This window comes from Rhodococcus sp. 008 (assembly GCF_001682295.1).
Lineage (GTDB): Bacteria > Actinomycetota > Actinomycetes > Mycobacteriales > Mycobacteriaceae > Rhodococcus_F > Rhodococcus_F qingshengii.
In genome coordinates this window covers 3537628-3559419 of record NZ_CP012749.1, presented here as the reverse complement: position 1 = coordinate 3559419, position 21792 = coordinate 3537628, and the positions used below count along the sequence as shown (strand labels likewise).

21 protein-coding genes are annotated in these 21792 nt (G+C 61.4%); 8 read left to right on the top strand and 13 right to left on the bottom strand.

The annotated features are described in order from the left end of the window. Positions 1-189 precede the first annotated feature (189 nt). Complete coding sequence (locus AOT96_RS16540) at positions 190-657, top strand: DIP1984 family protein (protein WP_007726442.1); 468 nt, start codon at positions 190-192, stop codon at positions 655-657. Positions 658-911: 254 nt separating this feature from the next. On the opposite strand, the gene AOT96_RS34715 is transcribed toward AOT96_RS16540, so the two are convergent. Continuing rightward, entirely contained in the window at positions 912-1133 is a 222-nt protein-coding gene (locus tag AOT96_RS34715) for an RGCVC family protein (protein WP_042925672.1), read from the bottom strand. A 238-nt stretch (positions 1134-1371) separates the two neighbouring features. Between AOT96_RS34715 and AOT96_RS16530 the strand changes: the two genes are divergently transcribed. The 3 genes from AOT96_RS16530 to AOT96_RS16520 all read left to right on the top strand — a co-directional run bounded on the left by AOT96_RS16530 (position 1372) and on the right by AOT96_RS16520 (position 4372). Then, positions 1372-1716 carry a nitroreductase/quinone reductase family protein gene (locus AOT96_RS16530; protein WP_037129595.1) on the top strand — a complete coding sequence of 115 codons (345 nt, stop codon included), beginning with the start codon at positions 1372-1374 and terminating at the stop codon, positions 1714-1716. Between the two features lie 234 nt (positions 1717-1950). After that, positions 1951-2682: a response regulator transcription factor gene (locus tag AOT96_RS16525; RefSeq protein WP_039972719.1), complete on the top strand. Its 732-nt coding sequence runs from the start codon at positions 1951-1953 to the stop codon at positions 2680-2682. Then, on the top strand, positions 2672-4372 hold the full coding sequence (locus AOT96_RS16520) for a sensor histidine kinase (protein WP_064114281.1): 1701 nt from the start codon (positions 2672-2674) through the stop codon (positions 4370-4372). Before AOT96_RS16525 ends, AOT96_RS16520 begins: the two co-directional genes overlap by 11 nt. Positions 4373-4375: 3 nt before the next feature. Here the strand turns inward: AOT96_RS16520 and AOT96_RS16515 are convergent, their stop codons facing one another. Further along, complete coding sequence (locus AOT96_RS16515; protein ID WP_007726436.1) at positions 4376-4756, bottom strand: VOC family protein; 381 nt, start codon at positions 4754-4756, stop codon at positions 4376-4378. Positions 4757-4955: 199 nt separating this feature from the next. On the opposite strand from AOT96_RS16515, the gene ctaD reads away from it, so the two are divergent. From ctaD to AOT96_RS16500, 3 genes are read left to right on the top strand one after another with little or no spacing between them, the layout of a single operon-like run. After that, complete coding sequence (gene ctaD / locus AOT96_RS16510) at positions 4956-6698, top strand: aa3-type cytochrome oxidase subunit I (RefSeq protein ID WP_007726434.1); 1743 nt, start codon at positions 4956-4958, stop codon at positions 6696-6698. Next, positions 6691-6942 carry a hypothetical protein gene (locus AOT96_RS16505; protein ID WP_007726433.1) on the top strand — a complete coding sequence of 84 codons (252 nt, stop codon included), beginning with the start codon at positions 6691-6693 and terminating at the stop codon, positions 6940-6942. Before ctaD ends, AOT96_RS16505 begins: the two co-directional genes overlap by 8 nt. Further along, entirely contained in the window at positions 6920-7738 is an 819-nt protein-coding gene (locus tag AOT96_RS16500; protein WP_007726432.1) for a universal stress protein, read from the top strand. The genes AOT96_RS16505 and AOT96_RS16500 overlap by 23 nt, the downstream gene beginning before the upstream one ends. A 17-nt stretch (positions 7739-7755) precedes the next feature. On the opposite strand, the gene AOT96_RS16495 is transcribed toward AOT96_RS16500, so the two are convergent. From AOT96_RS16495 to AOT96_RS16485, 3 genes are all read right to left on the bottom strand, one after another. Then, positions 7756-8229 carry an NUDIX hydrolase gene (locus AOT96_RS16495; protein ID WP_007726430.1) on the bottom strand — a complete coding sequence of 158 codons (474 nt, stop codon included), beginning with the start codon at positions 8227-8229 and terminating at the stop codon, positions 7756-7758. Positions 8230-8308: 79 nt separating this feature from the next. Further along, complete coding sequence (katG, locus tag AOT96_RS16490; RefSeq protein ID WP_007726429.1) at positions 8309-10531, bottom strand: catalase/peroxidase HPI; 2223 nt, start codon at positions 10529-10531, stop codon at positions 8309-8311. A 36-nt stretch (positions 10532-10567) separates the two neighbouring features. Continuing rightward, entirely contained in the window at positions 10568-11011 is a 444-nt protein-coding gene (locus AOT96_RS16485; RefSeq protein ID WP_037129600.1) for a Fur family transcriptional regulator, read from the bottom strand. Between the two features lie 248 nt (positions 11012-11259). Between AOT96_RS16485 and AOT96_RS16480 the strand changes: the two genes are divergently transcribed. Next, on the top strand, positions 11260-11568 hold the full coding sequence (locus AOT96_RS16480) for an amphi-Trp domain-containing protein (RefSeq protein WP_007726426.1): 309 nt from the start codon (positions 11260-11262) through the stop codon (positions 11566-11568). 27 nt (positions 11569-11595) lie between these two features. Here the strand turns inward: AOT96_RS16480 and AOT96_RS16475 are convergent, their stop codons facing one another. The 8 genes from AOT96_RS16475 to AOT96_RS16440 form a co-directional block, all read right to left on the bottom strand. After that, on the bottom strand, positions 11596-13893 hold the full coding sequence (locus AOT96_RS16475) for a serine/threonine-protein kinase (protein WP_042452385.1): 2298 nt from the start codon (positions 13891-13893) through the stop codon (positions 11596-11598). Positions 13894-13979: 86 nt separating this feature from the next. Beyond that, entirely contained in the window at positions 13980-15395 is a 1416-nt protein-coding gene (locus AOT96_RS16470; RefSeq protein ID WP_042452389.1) for an FAD-dependent oxidoreductase, read from the bottom strand. A 60-nt stretch (positions 15396-15455) separates the two neighbouring features. Next, positions 15456-16235 carry a glucosamine-6-phosphate deaminase gene (nagB, locus tag AOT96_RS16465; RefSeq protein ID WP_003941456.1) on the bottom strand — a complete coding sequence of 260 codons (780 nt, stop codon included), beginning with the start codon at positions 16233-16235 and terminating at the stop codon, positions 15456-15458. Then, positions 16236-17153, bottom strand: a complete 918-nt coding sequence (murQ, locus tag AOT96_RS16460; protein WP_065352030.1) for an N-acetylmuramic acid 6-phosphate etherase — start codon at positions 17151-17153, stop codon at positions 16236-16238. A 97-nt stretch (positions 17154-17250) separates the two neighbouring features. Further along, positions 17251-18126 carry a MurR/RpiR family transcriptional regulator gene (locus AOT96_RS16455; protein WP_047269009.1) on the bottom strand — a complete coding sequence of 292 codons (876 nt, stop codon included), beginning with the start codon at positions 18124-18126 and terminating at the stop codon, positions 17251-17253. Then, positions 18123-19319 carry an anhydro-N-acetylmuramic acid kinase gene (locus AOT96_RS16450; protein ID WP_042452394.1) on the bottom strand — a complete coding sequence of 399 codons (1197 nt, stop codon included), beginning with the start codon at positions 19317-19319 and terminating at the stop codon, positions 18123-18125. Before AOT96_RS16450 ends, AOT96_RS16455 begins: the two co-directional genes overlap by 4 nt. A gap of 46 nt (positions 19320-19365) precedes the next feature. Next, complete coding sequence (locus AOT96_RS16445) at positions 19366-20697, bottom strand: MFS transporter (RefSeq protein WP_065352029.1); 1332 nt, start codon at positions 20695-20697, stop codon at positions 19366-19368. 104 nt (positions 20698-20801) lie between these two features. Then, complete coding sequence (locus AOT96_RS16440; protein WP_065352028.1) at positions 20802-21782, bottom strand: linear amide C-N hydrolase; 981 nt, start codon at positions 21780-21782, stop codon at positions 20802-20804. Between the last annotated feature and the right edge of the window lie 10 nt (positions 21783-21792).

Here is a 21792-nt window from a genome sequence, read left to right as displayed (position 1 = left end):
CCCGAGACCGTGCGCAGCGTGCTCCACCGGCTGCATCGCTTCATCGAAGGACACGCAGCACCAGCTGTCTCCAAGGTGATTCGAATGCTGAACTGGGAAGAACGCAGCAAGACAATGGAATCCGACCCAGGTTGTCAATCGAGTGCTAGCTTGGAGTTCCCGATTCAGGTCAGAGCAGGAGCTTCATCCATGAAACTGGCAGAGGCACTGGCGCTACGCAGTGACACCACTCGCAAGGTTGCGCACTTGCGCGAGCGGATCGTCGACAATGCACGCCACCAGGAGGGAGAAGTTCCCGCCGAAGACGCCGCCGTCCTTCTCGAAGAGCTGACGTCAACTCTGAGCGAACTCGAATGGTTGATGCGCGCGATCAATCGAACCAATGCGCAGGCGATCCTCGGAAACGGCACTGTCACAGATGCACTCGCCCATCGAGATGTGCTGCGTCTGAGACACTCTGCAGTCAATGCCGCTGCGGACGCCGCGTCGGGGCGCGAAGAGCGAGGTTACGGTCGTCAACTCCGATCAGAATTGGTCTATGTCGCGGCAGTCCCCGTCACCGAACTTCGGGCAATCGCGGACGACCTCGCCCGCGAGATTCGCGAGGTCGATACACAGATTCAACGAACGAATTGGGAGGTGGATCTGATCGAGTAAGCACGGCAGCGTTGGAGCAGGTAGTCGTTCGGCGAAGCGAGCACACACCGCGACCGGCGGTCTATCCGGTCACCTCTGAGCGCGGCGGGCAGCGCACATACACATTGCAGCCCTGCACGTCGTACAGGTAAAAGTGCACTACGCACACATCACCACCACGTGCTGATCGTCGATAGACGAGGGCGGGTTCGGGGCATCCAGCACTGTCGGCGACTACAGGTCGGTGCGTCTCCGATTGGGATGCAGGATGCACCTCAGTAGCGCGAATAGTGCTGCATCTCCTCGCGATCTGCAGCGCAGATGCACTTTCGATCGAGACCGCGGTCGGCAGTCACTGCGCAGAAGCGAACCCCGAGCGGATCGTGGGATTTCATACTGTGCTGACACGCCGGGCAGATCGACGGTGTTTTCTGATCCTCGTCAGTCGACTCGGATTGCCCTCGTGCATTCGACACATCGGACGGGTTCGACGCCATACCGGCGCTCCAGTTCTCGGCCGTTCGACCACAGACCGGGTTGGCGTCGAGGACGACATGGCTTGACCGCGCATATTCGAATGACCCTCGACGTACCCCACGCTACTCGCTTCGGCACACCGGTTTGTACCAATTTCTGCCCACGCGACAATCCCGGTCGAGCAGGATAGAACTACTGCACGCACCATTTCCGTGCAGGATTCGAATTCGTGCAGCATTCGTCGTGAAAGGGCTTCTCGTGAACACTTTCCAACGTGTATCCGCCGCCGTGAACGTAGTGGTCCAACCACTGATCGGCGCTCCGATCGTAGGCAAACTACTGGGCCGTTCCATGACCGTCATCACCTACGTCGGACGCAAGTCCGGTCGCACCTTCAGCGCGCCCGTGTCCTACAAACGAAAAGGCGACCATGTGACGATCGGCGTTGCCATGCCGGACAAGAAGAGTTGGTGGCGCAATTTCTACCCGGAACAAGGTCCGATCGTTCTCCAACTGGACGGTATCGATCGCCCCGGCGAGGCACTCGCACACCGAAAAGGCAAGGGTGTCTACGTCTCCGTCGAACTCGCTCCCGTCGACTGAGCGGATCGAACAGCCACCGGTGCAATCACATTCAGCTCACACCCACCGCCTCACGAGATCTGGGTGATTCAGATCTCGTAACGGTCGGGACCTTTGACTCTGTGCAATCGAGACTCGGTCTCGCACCCTTCGACGCGGGTTTTTTGTCGACCATCGGTCGGACAACCCGATCCTGTCGGGACATTACCGTCCGGTAACATCGACGGCAGGCGTGAGCTGGAAGAGGTGACCACCGTGACGATCGGCATCTATCTGGTCGACGACCACGAGATCGTCCGTCGTGGATTGGCAGACCTGTTGAATCAGGTATCGGGATTCAATGTTGTTGGCGAGGCGTCGTGTGTTCGCGAAGCCTCGGCCGGAATACCCGAATGCCGACCCGACGTGGTTGTCATGGACGTCAGACTTCCCGACGGTAACGGTGTGGAACTGTGCCGAGAACTGGCGTCGACCTACCCGAGCGCCGCCACTTTGATGCTCACGTCGTACTCCGACGACGACGCACTGCTCGACGCCCTGATCGCCGGCGCACGAGGATTCGTCCTCAAGAACATCCGCGGCCACGACCTGGTGTCGGCGATCCGCACGGTTGCTACCGGCAAGTCGCTGTTGAACACCCAGGCGGTGATCGGTTTGGTCCGGCGCATCCGGTCCGAACAGGAGTCGGGTACTGCGGCAGCCCTGTTGACCGATCAGGAGCTCTTGATCTTCGAGTTGATCGGCAAGGGACTGAGCAATCGAGAGATCAGCTCGCACGCAGAACTCTCGGAGAAAACAGTCAAGAACTACGTCTCACGCATCCTCGAGAAACTGGGTCTCGAACGTCGAACGCAGGCCGCAGTTCTGGCGACAAAGCTTCGTGCGGGCACTTCGCACCCGGATCCTTCCGGCCAGGCGACCACTCACCTGCTGACGCCGTCCGGCTCGCCCTTCTCCGCCACCACGGGCACGCACCATGCCAGGTAGCCGCGACGCGCTCATGCTCAGCCTTTTCGGCGACATCGCCGGAAGCGCGGAGCTGACTGCTCTCAACCCGACTGCAATTCCCAAACTGCTCAGTGCCGTGTTGACCGTCGGGTCCACACTCCAGCTCGACGAAACCCTGCAACAGATAGTCGACGTCGCGCGACATCTCCTCGAAGCGGACTACGGCGCGCTCGGCGTGAAATCCCCCGACGGACGCTTGTCCCGATTCATCCACTCCGGTTTGACTCAGGGGCAGGTTGCCAAAATCGGGCATCTTCCCGAAGGACACGGCCTGCTGGGCCTGGTCGTTCGAGAACCGTGCCCGGTTCGAACCGACCGAATCTCCTCGCATCCGTCCTCGGCAGGGTTTCCGACCAATCATCCGCCGATGGACACGTTTCTCGGTGTTCCGATCTTCGTCAGGGGCGAGGTGTTCGGCAGCATCTACCTCGCGGACAGCTCGGAACGGACTGCATTCGACGACCGCGACGAGGCTGTACTCCAGATTCTGGCAAATGCTGCGAGCATCGCCATCGACAATGCGCGTCTGTTCGAGGAATCCCGGACGCGAGAAGCCTGGCTCAAGGCCGTCGCCGCCGTCAATGCACGTCTGCTCAGCGGCGGATCCCGCGACGAGACGCTATCGGAACTGGTTCGGACGACGCGGCACCTCACGGATGGAAATCTTGTGTGCGTCGTTCGCTACGACCTCGGCAGAGAGCCGGTAGTCCACGTCGCCGATGCTGCTGATTCCCAGCCTGTCCCCGCGACCGGATCAGCCGTCGATCTGTCCGGGACCGTGATCGACGACGCTGCGCGGAGCCGGCGGCCGATCTCTGCACCACATGGCAGTTCCGTTCCGGCACTGAATGTTTCCGGCGACGAATCAGTGGTCGCACTCCCCCTCTCCGGGACCTCGTTCGGCGGCGGTGTTCTCTTCGCGTCACGCCGCAGCAACCGCCCGTGGGGAGTGGACGAGATCGAGCAACTGACGGCGATGGCAGACATCGCTTCTGTCACTGTCGAATTCGCAGAACAGCAACGGAAAGAAAGACTGGTCGACGTCCTCGAAGATCGCGACCGAATCGCGCGGGATCTCCATGACCACGTCATCCAACAGCTGTTCGCCACCGGGTTGAGTTTGCAGGGGGTGCTGCAACGTCCAGGCGACGAGGACACCGTTCGAACCGTATTGGACACCTCTGTGGATCAACTCGATCGAACAGTCCGTGAAATCCGCACCGCAGTCTTCGACCTCCATACGAGCGAGATGTCTACTCCCACAAGCCTGCGGCGGCGACTACTCGATGCCGTCAACGGTCTGTCCGGCCACTCGTCGATCACTCCCAGCGTCACTTTCGAGGGAACCATCGACAGTTCCGTCCCGTCTCGACTTGCCCCGCACGCCGAAGCCGTTGTGCGCGAGGGCTTGAGCAACGCTCTGCGGCATGCACATGCCGATGCCATCGACGTCACCATCCGGGCCACCGAGGAGCTTGTCATCAGCATCGTCGACGACGGTGTGGGAATCGACCAGGCAACCAGAATCCACGGTCTCGACAACCTGGCGACCCGCGCTCGTCAGTGCGGAGGCTCGAGCAACATCACCAGCGAGAACGGTGTCACCGAACTGGTGTGGCGTGTTCCGCTGAGCCCCAGGCGAAGTCCGTTGCCGATCCAGCATCGTTGAGCGTCAGAGCGGATCCAGTTGGGCCTTGAGCAGGCAGAACTCGTTACCTTCCGGATCGGCCAGGACGTGCCATTGTTCGTGCCCTGTCTGGCCGATGTCGGCCGGCCGCGCACCAAGACTCAACAGGCGTTCCAGTTCGGCCTCCTGATCGCGATCGGTGGCGTTGACGTCGATATGCAGGCGGGGCTTACCCTTCTCCGGTTCGTCTCTGCGACTGAGGATGATCGTCGGCTGCGGACCGCCGAACCCTTCGCGTGGGCCGATCTCCAACGAACCGTCGTCCATTCGATCGAGCACGACGAAGTCCAGGACCTCGCACCAGAACCGGCCCAGCACCTCGGGTTCCCGGCAACCGAGCACCAGTTCACTGATACGACATGCCATGACCATCTCGCTTTCTTTCCGCTCGTGAAGACAACTCTCTCGACCGTACCGGACCACGTGATCTACGCCATGCCTCTGTTCCGATCCTAGGGACCTTTTCCCCTCGTCCGAGTTCCCGGTCGCCACGATCATTGCGTTATGTTCCACAGTCCCAGGCATTCTCGGTCTTTCGTCACGTCGATGTGCGTAGGCGGCCGTCGTGGTTGATCTCGCACCCCGGCCGGTCGGTGAGGTCGATTCTCCCGCCGATGCAATTCCCCGAACCGCTCCGAAGGGTTCGAAACTGGTCGAGATCCTCAGGACCACCGATCACAAGATGATCGGTCTGATGTACATCGTGACATCGTTTGCCTTCTTCTTGATCGGCGGACTGATGGCACTACTCATGCGCATGGAATTGACCGTTCCGGGAATGCAATTCCTGTCCAACGAGCAGTACAACCAGTTGTTCACCATGCACGGCACGATCATGCTCCTGCTGTACGCGACCCCGGTGTTCTTCGGATTCGCCAACTACCTCATGCCACTGCAGATCGGGTCGCCGGACGTGTGTTTCCCGCGACTCAACGCCTTCAGCTACTGGCTCTATCTCTTCGGCGGCCTGATCGCGTCCGCCGGATTCGTAACACCTGGTGGTGCGGCAGATTTCGGCTGGACCGCCTACGTACCGCTCACCAGCGAACTCCACTCCCCCGGCATGGGCGCCGACCTGTGGATCATCGGTCTCGCTCTCGGTGGGGTCGGCACCATCCTCGGCGCAGTCAACATCGTTTCGACGATCGTCTGCCTGCGCGCCCCGGGTATGACGATGTTCCGCATGCCGATCTTCACGTGGAATGCGCTGGTCGCCAGCATGCTGATCCTCCTCGTTTTTCCGCTGCTCGCTGCTGCCTTGATCGGACTGTGGGTGGACCGGCACCTGGGAGCGCACCTGTTCGACCCCGCCACCGGTGGAGTCATGTTGTGGCAGCACCTGTTCTGGTTCTTCGGCCATCCCGAGGTCTACATTCTGGCGCTGCCGTTCTTCGGCATAGTCTCGGAGATCTTCCCCGTCTTCAGCCGCAAGCCGATCTTCGGATACACCGGATTGGTCTACGCAACATTGGGAATTGCTGCACTGTCGATCGCTGTGTGGGCGCACCACATGTACGCAACCGGCGCCGTTCTCCTCCCCTACTTCTCGTTCATGACCTTCCTGATCGCAGTTCCCACCGGAGTCAAGTTCTTCAACTGGATCGGCACCATGTGGAAGGGGCAGTTGACTTTCGAATCGCCCATGCTGTTCTCCGTCGGCTTCCTGGTCACATTCCTGTTCGGCGGACTCTCCGGCGTCATCCTTGCCAGCCCGCCCTTGGACTTTCATGTCACCGACTCGTACTTTGTTGTCGCGCATTTCCATTACGTCCTCTTCGGGACAATCGCGTTCGCGACATACGCCGGAATCTACTTCTGGTTCCCGAAAATGACCGGCCGGATGTTGGACGAGAAGCTCGCCAAGATCCATTTCTGGTTGACCCTGATCGGCTTTCACGCAACATTTCTCGTCCAGCATTGGCTCGGCGCCCAGGGCATGCCTCGGCGGTACGCGGACTACCTGCCATCGGACAATTTCACTCTTCTCAACACGATCTCGACCATCGGCGCGTTTGTGCTCGGAGCCTCGACGATTCCGTTCATCTGGAACGTTTTCAAGAGCTACCGGTACGGCCGAATTGTGACCGTCGACGATCCTTGGGGCTTCGGAAACTCGCTCGAATGGGCGACGTCCTGCCCACCACCGCGACACAACTTCACCGAACTTCCCCGAATCCGCAGTGAGCGGCCGGCATTCGAACTGCACTACCCCCACATGGTCGAAAGAATGCGCGACGAGGCGCATGTCGGACTGCTTGGTCACAAGTCGGTTTCCGACGTGAGAACTGAGGTGAAACAACATGAATGACGGCACGAAGTACCGAGCCTGGGCAGAAAAGCAGCACCACGAATGCCGAGCGAAACCCGGCCATCTCCTCGCCCCGTTGCTCGTGCTCATGTTCGCTGTCACGACGCTCGTGTGGTTGCCCCTGACGACTGCCGCGTGCTCGATAGTCGTCGCAGGATTGCTGTTCGGCACTGTCCTGCAAGCTAGTTCGCATTCAACAGACACAGCTCGAGGAGTTCACGATGAAGCCCGAACTATCGACTGATCTCATCACCTCGGAGTGGTCCGCGGACGGAGCGGTGGTCGTGTGCATCGACGGATCCCCGCTGCGCCCCGGCGAGATCACGTGGGCGGCTGAGTTCGCACATCGCCACGGTCTCTGGATGCGAATCGTTTTCGTAGCTCCGAGCGCCGATCTGAACACCTCGGCATCGCCGACCGGCCTGTTCATGGAGGCCATTCAGATCGCCGAGTCGGTGTCGCCAGATCTTCGGATCCGGACCGATCTGATCTCCGGGGAGAACACCGCAATTCTCACCGCGCTGACAGCTGAGGCCGCCTTGATCGTCGCAACACAGGACGATCCCGCCGCACCTGGACCGACATGTTCGTTCGCAAGAGTCGGAACACCGCGTGAAAGCAGCGCTGCGGCAGCCTTGCCGGTTGTCGTCGGTTTGGACGGAAGCGCCTACAGCGAAAGCGCTCTGGCCATCGCATTCAAGGAAGCAGAGGCAGCGAACACCGAACTGGTCGTCGTGCACGCAGCGCCGCCAGAGGCCGAGCTGCGTCGAGACGTCGCATCCGGGCACTCGCCCCAGCACTCGACGCCGCTGACGTGGCAACTGTCGGGTTGGGCCACGCTCTACCCTGGCGTCGCGATCCGTCAGATCGAGTTCGACGGCCCCTCGGTTGCCATTCTTGAACAACTCTCCACCGAGGCACGGCTTCTCGTCGTGGGCCGGCGCGGACGAGGTTCGTTCGACGACACCGCTCTCGGCACCACGAGCAGTGCGATGATTCGAAAAGCACACTGCCCGGTCATCGTTGCCAGCGAAGCCTGAATCAGATCCTCACCCGGTCAGAAGCCGTAACTGTGGATGGGTGCGAGCTGACCGGAGTGATGGGCTTCGATTACGAAACGCTCGTGGTCGACCAACTTCTCCGGAAGTTCGTCAACCGGCCACCACCGCAGATCTGCAGATTTCAACGGCTCCATCCGGCGTGGTTCACCCGACCACGTGCGGCATTCGTAGAAGAAGTCCACTCGATGATCCACCGGTTCGCTCCCGTCCGCGTGGCGGCGATGCAACACGGTCAGCGGCTTCAGTTCCGAGGAAAGCAACTCGACACCAAGTTCTTCCGCAGCCTCCCGAACGGCAGCGTCGATCGCCGACTCCCCCAGTTCGACGTGGCCCGCAGCAGCGTGAGCCCAGTATCCGTCCATGAATCCCGTGCCCTCGCGCAATTGCAGCAGCACCTCGCGCCGTTGTACCGGGTCGCTTCGACAGAACAGCACGTACACCGCTGGTACCAGCGCAAATTGATCGGCCACACGACCACGCTATCGTGCGCGTGAAATGACGGCGCCCCGCGAGAACAAGCTCGCGGGGCGTCGTCGACGATCTGCTGGATCAGTTCACGTCGAACCGGTCGAGGTCCATCACCTTGGTCCAGGCTGCGGCGAAGTCCTCGGCGAACTTCTGCTTGGCGTCTGCACTGGCGTACACCTCGGCGAGTGCACGCAGTTGCGAATTCGATCCGAAAACGAGATCGACCGCAGTTGCCGTGTACTTCGGATCGCCCGTCACGCGATCAACACCGTCGTAGACGTTTTCGTCCGTCTTCGACGGCTTCCACTCGGTACCCATGTCGAGAAGGTTGACGAAGAAATCGTTGGTCAACGTCTCGGGACGATCGGTGAACACCCCGTGACGGGTATTGCCGAAGTTCGCGTTCAGCGCGCGAAGTCCGCCGACCAGCACTGTCACCTCGGGCGGGGTCAGCGACAGCATGTACGCGCGGTCGACCAACAGAATCTCTGCCGGAATCTTCTCGCCTCCCTTGAGGTAGTTCCGGAATCCGTCGGCCCGGGGTTCGAGTACCTCGAACGAGTCGACGTCTGTCTGCTCCTGCGTTGCGTCCGTACGTCCCGGAGTGAACGAGACCGTGATGTCCTGTCCGGCGTTCTTCGCAGCCTGTTCGACGGCCGCTGTACCACCCAGAACGATCAGGTCGGCGAGAGAAACCTTGGCTCCACCAGCCTGGTTGAAGTCCTGCTGAACCCGCTCGAGAGTCTGAAGCACCGCGGAGAGAGCTGCGGGCTCGTTGACTTCCCAATTCTTCTGCGGCTCCAGTCGGATTCGCGCACCGTTGGCGCCGCCGCGCATGTCCGTGCTGCGGAAGCTCGCGGCAGACGCCCACGCCGTCGATACCAACTGCGAAATGGACAGCCCGGAGTCGAGAAGTCGACTCTTGAGGATCGCGATGTCTGCGTCCCCGATCAGTTGATCATCGGCCGAGGGAACCGGGTCCTGCCACAGCTGCGGCTCGGGAACCCAAGGTCCCAGGTAGCGCGTGACCGGTCCCATGTCACGGTGAAGGAGCTTGTACCAAGCCTTGGCGAACTCTTCGGCGAATTCTTCCGGATGATCGAGCCAGCGCCGGGTGATCTTCTCGTACGTCGGATCCAGGCGTAGGGACAGGTCGGTCGTCAGCATCGTCGGGGTGCGTCCGGCCGACGAATCGAACGGATCCGGGATGGTGCCCGCCCCCGCGCCGTCCTTCGGAATCCACTGCCACGCACCCGCCGGACTCTTGGTCAGCTCCCAGTCGTAGCCGTACAGAATCTCCAAGAAGGTGTTGTCCCACTTCGTCGGAGTGGGAGTCCACACGACTTCGAGACCACTGGTGATCGCGTCCTTACCCACACCCGTGCCGAAGGCACTCTTCCAGCCCAGTCCCTGCTGCTCGATGGGAGCACCTTCCGGTTCCGGTCCGACGAGGTCGGCCGGTCCGGCTCCGTGCGTCTTGCCGAAGGTGTGACCGCCGGCGATCAGCGCAGCTGTCTCCACGTCGTTCATCGCCATGCGGGCGAACGTTTCTCGGATGTCGCGGGCGGCCGCTACCGGATCCGGTTGCCCGTTGGGTCCTTCGGGATTGACGTAGATCAGGCCCATCTGCACGGCTCCGAGCGGTCCGGACAGCTCACGGTCTCCGCTGTAACGCTCGTCGCCGAGCCAGGTGTCCTCGGGACCCCAGTAGATCTCCTCGGGCTCCCAGATGTCTTCTCGGCCGAATCCGAAGCCGAAGGTCTTGAACCCCATCGACTCCAGGGCGCAGTTGCCCGCGAACACCAGCAGGTCGGCCCAAGAAACCTGCTTTCCGTACTTCTGCTTCACGGGCCAAAGCAGGCGCCGGGCCTTGTCGAGGCTGGCGTTGTCCGGCCAACTGTTGAGCGGGGCGAAACGCTGAGCACCTTGGCCGCCACCGCCGCGGCCGTCTGCAATGCGATAGGTGCCGGCAGCATGCCAGCTCATACGCACGAAGAGTCCGCCGTAGTGCCCGTAGTCGGCCGGCCACCAATCCTGCGACGCCGTCATCAACGCGATGACGTCGCGCTTTAGCGCCTCGATATCGAGCTTGGCGAATTCCTGGGCGTAATCGAAGTCGGCACCCATCGGATTCGACTTCGACGAATGTGAATGCAAGACAGAGAGATCCGGCTGATTCGGCCACCAGTCGCTGTTTGTTCTCGGACGATTCCCGGTAGGCGTCGGAGACGGGATTGCGGGGTTTTCACTTTCGCTGGTGCTCTCGGTGTTTCCGTCGTGAGCAACCGGGCAACTATCGGACACGGTAATCCCTCCATGAGCGAGTAGAACGGACTTCGATCACGTTTGTGATCGCAAACTCTGAGTTGTCGAGCAGTCGGGACACAGGCCCCAGTAAATGACCTCGGCTTCGTCGAGAACGAAACCGTTGTGCGCCGACGGCGTCAAACACGGTGCCTCTCCGACTGCGCAGTCGACATCTGCAACGACCCCACAGGACCGGCAGACGACGTGATGATGGTTGTCGCCGACGCGTGACTCGTACAGCGCCACCGATCCGGACGGTTGGATCCGCCTGATCAGCCCGGCGTCGGTGAGAGCGTGCAACACGTCGTAGACCGCCTGCCGCGACACCCCCGGCAGAACAGCCCGCACAGCATCGAAGACAGTCTCGGTGGCTGCGTGTGGGCGTGCATGCACAACCTCGAGCACCGTGACTCTGGGACGAGTCACGCGAAGCTCAGCGTTACGCAGTTGGGCTGCATAATCCGGCGTCGAAGGCACCTTTCCACTATTGCGCAATCTTCTGGACTGAACCCAGACTTTCGCGAAAATCATCGCTGACAGGGCCCTCCCGACCGATTCGTCCGTGCGGGAAGTGAGCCGGATTCCTCGCTCTTTCTGGCGTCCCCACACCGCCTTCAGGTTTGTTGTGCGTCGACGCGTCCTGCTGTGTGGTTCCACAAACTCCGACAATCTCCCCTTCGTCCAACTACCGTGAAAGGGAGAATCCGCCGAGGTCAGGAGTGCTCGTGCCCAAACTGGAGATCAAGAGGAAGTCAGAACTCTCACGGCAGGAAGTCGCCGACCGACTCATCGCCCTCGGCCAAGCCCTCGCCAGTGGATCGGAAGTGGAGCTGGGGTCGGGTGGGGACTCGATCGAAATCAGTGTTCCGGAACAGGTTCGGTGGGAACTCGAGATCGAAGTCGACGGCAACGAAGTCGAGATAGAAATCGAGATTCACTGGCGCGACGACCCTCAGGAAGAATCGGAAGAGAAGTCTCCGCCTCCCGCCAAAGCAGTTCGTCGCAGCCGACCACGCAAGAGCACTTCCACATAGGCCGACTCGAATACGGTTGTTCGGCACTTACGGAGACGCCGACACCTCGAGAGACACGACGCGCAGCAGTGCTCGGAGATCACTTTCGATCCGTCGAAACAGTTGATACACAACGATGAATCCGGCGATACCGCCCAAACACAGCGCACGGACTGTTGCGTTGAGTTCCTCACCGGCACCCGAACCGACAAAACTGAGCCCCGCGATTCCCACCAGTGGAACCGACGCCGCGACTGCGAGGTAACGCGTGCTGCTCCGACCCAACGAGCGAATATCGCGTCCGTCGTCGCTTCGTAACTCGCCGTGTGACAACAAGATCGGATACAGACATCGAACCGAGTAGTACGTCAGGATGAAGAACGGATACGCGACTGCGACGGCGCCGCACACCGCCAGCGACGACATCAGGTGCACGTAGGCTCGCTGCGGAATTCCGCCGGCGGCAATCTGCAATGCGACCGGATATGCGATACCGGCCAGAACCCACAGACCGAATGCGATCACCACCGCGCGATGTCCGACATTCAGCGTCGCGGTACGCGCTTTGTTCAAGACCTCCGCGCTGTACGTCTGACCGTTGCGCAGTCCGTGAGGCACGGTGAGTGCAAGCCGACACCAATACAGGATCGCTGCGGCACCGAGAGAGAACGCAGCCACCCCGATGACCAGATGAACCTGCTCGAGATGCTGCTGAGCCTGCGGCGAGAGACCCGAGATGATCAGCATCTTGTTGTAGTAGTAGTTGTAGCCCGCCGCAAGAAGATTTGGAATTCCGATCGCGGCAAGCACTATCGGCAGCGCCCACTTCCACAACGTCGAACGTGGGCTCCCTTCCGGTGGGTCCACAAGATTGCGAGCAGACCGGTCCAGACACAGTGCGAACTGACGAGCCAACTTTCGGCCGCCAGACCACCTTCCGTCTCTCTCCGGCGAGAGAGACTTGACCAGAACTCGGCGCAGCGCCGGCGGACAGTCGTCCGGTAGCCGTGCCTCGGCTGCGGGATCCACCCCGCGCCGGCGGGCCTCGAGCGCCTTCTTGGGCGACGGTGGGTTCTCCCCCGATCCGTCGTCCGTGAAAGGCCTACTCCCGGTGAGGAGTTCCCACAACATCACGCCGAGTGCGTAAATGTCGCTACGGGTGTCGAGTGTGCCAGGCGCCCCCACCGCACAGGCCTCCAATTGCTCCGGAGACATGTAGGCAAGCGAGCCTCCGACAAAACAAGCAGCGTCCTCGGTCGAAACCTCCTCGCTCGAGCTGACGTTGAAGTCGGCGAGCTTGGGGATGCCTTCGACACTGAGCAGTACGTTCGCCGGCTTGATGTCCCGATGTAATACGCCGTGCTCCCGCGCATACTCGAGGGCATCGGCAAGTCGCATCCCCATCCAGGCCACGGTCTCCGGCCACGACATCGCAGCGATCTCGCTCCTCAGGCTCGTCTCGCTGGGCTTCATCTCTCCCTTCTTCGCCAGGGTCTTGTCGATGGCGTCGAGAAGTAGTTGTCCGGACCGCTGCGCCTGCGGTGTCACGCGGACAAGTTTGACCACGTCGAGCAGGGTCCCACCCGGCACGTATTCCATGAACAGGACTCGCAGTGCGCGTTCCTCGAGCAACCGTTGATCGAAGACCCGGACGATGTTGGGATGGTCGAGCTGGGCGAGAGTCTGCGGCTCGACTCCGACGTTGCGCGAGATTTTCAACGCAACCCACCGCTGCATCGAGAGTTGCCGAGCGAGGAACACTCGGGCGAATGCGCCGTGCCCGAGTTCCAACACCAGCTCGAAATCGTCCAGGTGCTGCCCGATTTCGAACTCGTCGAAACCCGAGAGTCCCAACATCATCACGTCTTCGCGACCGGCCATCGAATCACGGTCGAACATCTGCTCGAAACTCTCTGCCTGCAAGGGAAACTCGCTGAGGTACTCGGCTGCTGCGACGTCCTCCCCACCCTGCTTCCGCAGCCGGAACTCCTCGTACAGGAGCTCGGCCGGTAATGGTTCTTCGAGTAATTCGGGATACTCGGCACAGTAATCCGTGAGCCGTTTCGGGCAATCATTTTTCAGCCAGCGGTACTCCATGTCGATTCCGACCAGTTCGATCAGCGCCGCCCGACGAATCTTGGCTGGATCAGGCAGATAGTCGCTCAGGTCGGACGGGGTTCGTCCCTCCTCCCAATCCGCCACAAGGCGGCCGAGGCCGTCTGCACCGTTCTGGCCGTCACGCATCACCGGCAGCGTTGAGGGGCGCAACTCGGTGACGGTGCCCCGTTCGGTCAGGGGCCCGCTCGCGATTGTCGCGTCACTGGCCTGCGCACCACGTTCATTCATGACACTTCTGTTCCGCACCTCGATCACAATGAATCGGAGTGACTCACTTCAGCGTAACCCCGGTGGTACTCCAGACCCCAGCGAATCTATTCGGCGTGAACTGCCGACTCCGTGCCGATGCGAACGAGTTCGTCGCGCTCTTTGATTTTGATCCGATCACGCCCATGCTTCACACCGAGGGCACGTTCGGCGGCATCGATGCGAAGCCATCCGTCCCAATCGACGGGCACCACTCTGCCGGCCCTGAGGACCTCCGCGATCCGGCCGTGGCCGGCTCGACGCTCGTATGCCGAATCCAACTGTCGCAGCAAGGTTTCGACGGTTTGGCGTGCATCAGGCCGAGCCGCACCGATCAGCCCGGCGGCACCTCGCTTCATCCAGCCCGTCACGAACAAACCTACGATCGGCGAGCCGCTCTCGTCGACCGCTGCGCCGCCCTGGTGCGCAACATTGCCGCGTCCGTGATCGAAAGGCACCCCGGCAAGTGGCGTCCCGAGAAATCCGATTGCCCGGTACACAGCTTGAACCGGATAGTCGGTACAGATACCCGAAGCGGTGACGTGACCGTATCCGTCCGGGACTGTCCGCTCGACGCGGAGTGCCTCGACTTTCCCGTTGCCGAGAATCTCCACGGGCTGTCGGTAGAAGTGCAGGTGAACTCGACGCTGGGCAGTTCGGTCGGCAGGCGCAGTGTCCGCGAAACCACGGAGTGTCTCGACTGCCAGTCGGGTGTGCACCAACTGTTTGGTCATCCGCTCGACATGCCGGTCCGGTACGACATCGACAGAATCGACGACAACATCTACGCCGGGTAGTTCACCGAGAGCGCGCAACTCGTTCGGGGAGAAGCGAGCGTCGGCTGGTCCGCGCCGGACAAAGATGTGTACTTCGCGAACTCGACTGCCGGCGATCCCTTCCCGAACTTGGTCGGAGACGTCCGTGGCCTGCAGCGATTGCGCCTCGGCGAGGAGCATACGGGTGACGTCGAGTGCGACGTTGCCACCTCCGATCACTGCGACCGATTCCGCGTTCAGCGGCCACTGCGGCGAGCTGTCCGGGTGATCGTTGTACCAACCGACAAACTCGGCGCCACCGAAAGAACCTGGAAGCTCGACGCCGGGAATGTCGAGAGGTGCATCCCGCGGCGCACCGGTTGCAATGATCACGGCATCGTAGGACGAACGTAGGTCATCGACGGAAAGGTCCTTTCCGATCTCCACGTTGCAGAACAGCCGGAACTCACTGGCGACCAGCGTGGTGTGCAGAGAATGGGCGAACTTTTCGGACTCGGGGTGCCCTGGTGCGAGACCGTAGCGCACCAGTCCGTACGGCGTCGGTAGACGCTCGAACACGTCTGTCTTGGTGCCGGGCGCAAGTTCGGCGAGAGCGCCGGCGGCGTGGATTCCCGCCGGCCCCGCTCCGACGATCGCGACACTGAGCGGTGGTGAGAAGAATCGGGGCGCCGCAGGCGGGGATACCGCTGGACCTCTGGCGTTGATCATCCCCCGAGGCTAGGACCTCAACTGCGCTGGAGATCAAGTCCGCTTTCAGCAGCCCGCTTTTCAGTAACCTTGCTCTGCAGGCTTGTGCTCGGTTGTGTAGCGGTAGAAGTCCGCTAGTTGGAGTTCGCCGGCAGCTGCCTCGTCGACTATGACGGTCACGTGTGGATGCAGCTGCAGCACCGACGCCGGGCAGAATGCCGAGACCGGACCTTCGACCGCGGCCCGGACGGCGGGCGCTTTGCGGGCGCCGTCCGCGATCAGGACGAGATGCCGTGCATCACTGATGGTTCCGAGCCCTTGCGTGATCACATGATGCGGTACGTCGGCTGGGTCTGCGAAGAACCGTGCATTGTCGGCGCGGGTCCTCTCGGTCAAGGTCTTCACTCGGGTGCGCGATGCAAGCGAGGAGGAGGGCTCGTTGAAACCGATGTGTCCGTTCAGGCCGATGCCGAGGATCTGCACGTCGATGGGACCGTTTTCGGCGATGGCAGCGTCGTAGCGCCGGGCAGCGTCACTGGGATCCGCGGCCCCGCCGTCGGGGCTGAACACTCGCGCATTGTCGATGTCGAGGTGATCCACGAGTTCCGTGCGGATGGTGTGCGCGTAGGACTGCGGCTGATCGGACGTGAGACCTACATACTCGTCGAGAAGATACGCGCTCATCGCCGCGAACGACACTCCCGATTCTCGATGCCTCTTGATCAGCTCTCGATACGTGTGCAGCGGTGACGATCCGGTCGCGAGGCCGAGCGTCCGCGCTCCGTTTTCGATTGCGCCGCACACGATATCGGCAGCGATTCGCCCGCCGTCCTCAGGACTGGGAACTATGACGATTTCCATTCAGACTTCCTCACTGCTCTTGCCGGCTCCGACGATGGCCTCACGTACCGAACCCGAAGCGCGGTCCAACAGTTCGGTTGCTTCGGCGAAGTCGCATTCGGCCAACAACATGACGACCGCTGCCTTCACATGACCATCGGCATCGTCGATGGTCTCCGCAGCGATCTCGGTATCGACTCCGGTGGCTGCCGCGACGATCCGGTTCGCACGATCGACAAGCTTGGCATTGGTCGGCCGAAGATCGACCATCAGATTGTGGAATGCCTTCCCGGAGCGAACCATACTCGCCGTGGAGAGCATGTTGCACACCATCTTCTGCGCAGTTCCGGCCTTGAGCCTCGTCGATCCGGTGAGGATCTCGGGGCCGGTCTCCACTTCGATGGCCACGCCGGCGTGAGAACTCATTGCCGCGTTCCGGTTGCACGAGACTGCCACTGTTGCAGCGCCGAGTTCGCGGGCGTGATCGAGTCCCCCGATGACGTAGGGGGTACGACCGCTGGCAGCCAGACCCACCACGACGTCGTTGGCGTTCAACGAGATTGCGTCGAGATCGACCCCAGCCGCTCGCGGATCGTCCTCTGCCCCCTCGACGGCGTTCAGAAACGCTCCTGGGCCACCGGCGATGATGCCGATCACCTCGCCCGGATCGGTCCCGAACGTCGGAGGGCATTCCACTGCGTCGAGAACTCCCAGACGCCCACTTGTCCCCGCTCCCAGGTAGATCAGTCGACCACCTTGTGCTCGGGCCGCGACGATCAAGTCGACTGCGGCTTCGATGGCGGGTAGTACCGCTGCCACCGCGCCGGCCACGATTGCGTCCTGTTGATTCATCACCGTCAGCAGACCAGACACCGACATGACATCGAGATCGTGGGTCAGAGGGTTGGGTCTCTCGGTGGAGAGCATTTCCAATTGCATTGTGGCGAGTCCTCCTCGATCGATATTCATTACGACGACTCCTCGTCAGTACTCACAGCGACGACTCCTCGTCAGTACTCACAGCGACGACTCCTCGTCAGTGCCGCTTCGAAGCAATGGCATCATGGCTTCGTTGCAGAGCAGAGAGTGCGCTGGGCAGCGAGTGCGCCACCATCGCAAAAATTGTGTCGACTACCAACAGCTGACCGGTGCGGCTTGCCATCGCAGCCGATCGGAAACCGAATTCTCTACCGGCAGTGAGCAGAACGTGATGTGACTGCACGGCGAGCGTCGATCGTACCCCTCCGGTGATCGCAGCCGTCGACGCCCCGGTTCGACGCGCAAGGGCAAGTGGTTCCACGACATCCGAAGTCTCACCCGAATGTGAGATCCCCACTGCGATGTCGTCCGGTCCGAGCAAGCTGGCGCTGACCATGGCCGCGTCTCGGTCGAGATGAACCCGGCAGTTGACGTCGATGCGAGAGAGCTTCAACGTGAGGTCTTGCGCGACGATGCCAGAGGCGCCGATGCCGTAGACCTCGACGCGGCGGGCGGATCGAATCCGGGACACAACTTCTTCGAGCGCAGCAGGATCTGTCAATTGCGCCGTGCCCTTGAGTTGTTCGGATTCGAACTCGGCGAGCTTGGCCATCACCTCACCGGCCGAGTCGGCAGCAACGATGTCCACACCGAGCGGAATCGTGTTCTCTGTACCGGACCCGCTGATCGCCGCCAGCGCGAGACGAAGCTGTGGATAACCCTCGAAACCGAGTCGTTTGGCTGTGCGGACCACTGTCGCCGTGCTTGTCGACGCTCGTTCGGCGAGGTCGTTGACCGTCAGGGTGGAGGCCAGACTGGGGTCGGCTTCGATGATTTCGGCGATCCGCAGCTCGGCAGGCGAGAGGCTACTCAGTGATGCACGAATACGAGCAAGCAGGTCGACGGACGCCGGAGCACTCCGGTCCAAAGTCATAACGCCTCGATTCGCATCGTTTTCGGAGCTGACGGCACCGATGTGATTCTAGGCAGCCCACGGCTTCCTGGCGTCAGAGATCCGAGCACACTGGCGTGACGCGCACCGGTGCACGAAGCAATGCTTCCAGGCAATCCGTGTGCGGTGAGATAGCCGAGAACCGCGAAAGCCAATGCTTCCTTGATGTCGGAAGTGACGCCGAGCTCGTCCGAAGAGACAAGCGCGATGTCGCCCAGTTCGTCACGGAGCATCGCCATCAACGTCGGGTTCTTGGTGCCACCGCCTGACACCACCACTTCGGTAGCCGCCAGCGCTTTGACGGAATCGGCGACGGTCCGGGCGGTCAGTGCAGTCAGTGTCGCGACGATGTCGGCCAGAGACAAGGATTCGTAGCCCCGCAGTGCGGCGAGTAGGTAGTCCCGATGGAACAATTCCTTGCCTGTGCTCTTGGGAGCGGGCTGCGCGTAATACGGTTCGCTCAGTAGTTGTGCGAGCAGATCGACGTTCGGTGTGCCGGCTGCGCCCAGAGCACCTCCGAGATCGAACCACTGCTCCCCCGCGGTGAATTCGCTTACCGCAGCGTCGATCAACGCATTTGCGGGGCCGGTGTCGAAGGCAATCGGTACTGCGGCACCATCTGCCGTCGATGTCGGAGCGCCTCCCGGAGCAGTGACGTTCGCGATGCCACCGAGATTGAGCGCGACGGAACCCGAAGTTCTTCCGTTGAGCCACAATACGTCGAACGCACTGACCAGTGGTGCACCCTGACCACCCGTCGCCACGTCGCGAGAGCGCAGGTCCGACACGACCGTGCATCCGGTCTTCTCGGCTATCCAGGCCGGCTGCCCGAGCTGAAGAGTGCCCTTTACTTGCGCTCCTTCGACCCAGTGGAACATCGTCTGACCATGTGAGGAGATCAACTCCGCACTGCCACCGCACAGTTCCTCGTTCGCCCGCGCAGCCACGGCCGCAAATGCCTGTCCGATCTCGGTGTCGAGTTGGCAGATCTGACCGACAGTGGTGGACGCCGGCGGTACCGCAGCCGCCACCGCAGCCCGCAACTCACCGGAATACGGTTCGCTGACCATGCCCAGTGGGGTGAGCACAAGAGTGTCCCCGTCGATCCGGATGTCTGCTGCGGCAGCATCGATAGCGTCGTACGAAGTACCGGACATCAGACCGATGACTCTCATGAAATATCCCTTACTCGCATCGTTTCGGCATTCGGAAGAACTGCGGTCAGTCGACGAGTGCCCGCTTGTGGGCATTCCCTCGCAAGGTACTCAAGGCGATCGCGCTGACGGCGCACGTTGCCATCACGAAGTAGGCCGGAATATCGAGATTGGAAGTTTCCTTGATCAGCCACGTGATGATCAAACCGGCGCAGCCCGAAAAGACCGCGTTGGACAGGGAGTATGCGAGTCCCAATCCGGTGTACCGAACCGAGGTGGGGAACATCTCGGAGAGCATGGCGGGTCCGGGTCCGGCAACAAGTCCCACTGCGGCGCCGGCGGCAAACACTGCAAATCCCTTGGCTGTCAAAGACGTCTGCTCGTTCTGCAGGACGTTGAGCAGCGGCAGAGCCAAGACCAGAATTATCACGGTGCCGGTGAGAATGACCGCGCGTCGTCCGATGCGATCGCTGAGTCCACCCGCGATCGGAATGGTCACCGCGAAGCCCGCATTGGCGAGCACGGAAGCAACAAGTGCCTGATGGAAAGTCGCGTTGAGCGAACTCTGAAGATAAGTCGGCATCACGACGAGGAACGTGTAACCGGCAGCAGACCACCCCATCAACCGCCCGATTCCGAGCAGAATCGCCCTGGCCGTCTCTCCGACAGTCGGCTGCACTACCGGCGCCGGCGCATCAGCTGTCGGTTCGGACTGGACTGATCGAGCACGCTCGAACGACGGCGTTTCTTCGAGCCGGAGCCTGAGCCACAGGGCAACCAGCCCCATCGGCAGTGCAAGGAGGAACGGGATACGCCAGCCCCAGTCACCGAGCTGTGACGGGTCGAGGACAGTGGCGAGGAGTGCTGCGATACCCGCACCGGCGAGCAGTCCGAGTGCGACGGTGAACGACTGCCACGAGCCGTACAGCCCACGTCGTCCGGGCGGAGCGAACTCGGTCATCACCGACACCGCACCGCCGAACTCACCACCGGCCGACAATCCCTGCAGAATTCGAAGGACCGTCAAGAGAAGCGGTGCCAGAATTCCGACGCTCTCGTAGGTGGGGAGCACACCGATCAGGGTCGTCGCAGCCGACATCAGCAGAAGAACGATCACCAGGGTGGGACGTCGGCCGATGCGGTCACCGAGTCGACCGAACAGCGCGGCCCCCACTGGGCGGAAGAAAAACGCCAACGCAAACGACGCATACGTCTTGATCAGGCTTTCGAGGTCGCCGGAACCGTCGGCGCTGAAGAAGTTCGACGCGATGATTGTCGCGAAGAACCCGTACACACCGAACTCGTACCACTCGATGAAATTTCCGACGGAGCCGGCGACGAGCGCCCTGCGCCGTTTGAGCTGCGCACCATCGTTCCGTGTCTGCACTGTGATGCCCATGCCGTCCTCCGTTGACGAAACCCGAATATGCAACAAAGTTTCATCTGAACGGAGTAGAAATGTCAAGAAGTTTCACGATTGGATTTTTACTACGCCCCGAAGCCTTATGCTCCCGCGAACGTGAATGCCTCCGCCCGTTCGAACTGGTCAGTGGAGTCACCGGAATAGACGGTGCTCTCGTTCGGTCCGAGTCCGAGCCTTCGGACGGGTGTCCCTTCCGCGAGATCCATCGACGCCACGTCCACCCAGAAGGTATTGGGCGTCATCGCCGACTCGAAGAAATAGAGCGTGCGTTTGTGATCGACGACGGTGCGCCAACGGGTCGATGAAATGTTGGGCTCATCGGGAGTCGAAATACCCAGGGGCACCGACACATTCCGAATAACACTGAAGGTGGATGCCAACGCCGCCCGCGGATCGTCCGTCTGCGGTATCGCATCGACATAGAACGACGCCCGAGCGAATCTGTCAGCGGCACGGTTTGTTCCGGGCAGCATGACGGTTCCGTTGATCTGCTTCCAGTACTCGTTGACGGCGAGTTGCTGATCGAAGATCGGCGAATTGGTCATCACCTGGTACTCACGGCTGTGATGAATCGTCGGGCGTCCACCGACGTACTCGATGATCGCGCTGTCTCCCCCGGCGTCCGAGAGCGACATGTGCAGCGTTGCGAGGCGGTCTTCGCCGGGAACGGCAGCGGTCACTACCGTGAACGGTTCCGACGCGAGCACTTCGACCGCTTCCTGAACTGTCGCAAAGCGATCCAGGACGTATTGCGCCCACGCCGCGATCGACAATCCCGGGGTCGAACCGTCATACGTCGGGTACTCGGACTCGACCAACCACAAGAGATTGGCGGACAGTCCAGCCTCGTTGACCCCGTCGGTCGTGCACATGTCGTAGGCCGTCGCGACAACGCTTCCGTATTTCGACGTCCACTGTATCGAGTTCGGACCTGCGCAGCCCCCTCTGGTCATGCCGCGCGGGAAAGCCCAGAGGTTTGTTCCGAGATCGACCTTCCAATCCATCGATCGAGCAGTGATCACAGTGCCGTTGGGCCCCAAGTAGACCAAGCGTGTACACATCGAAAACTAT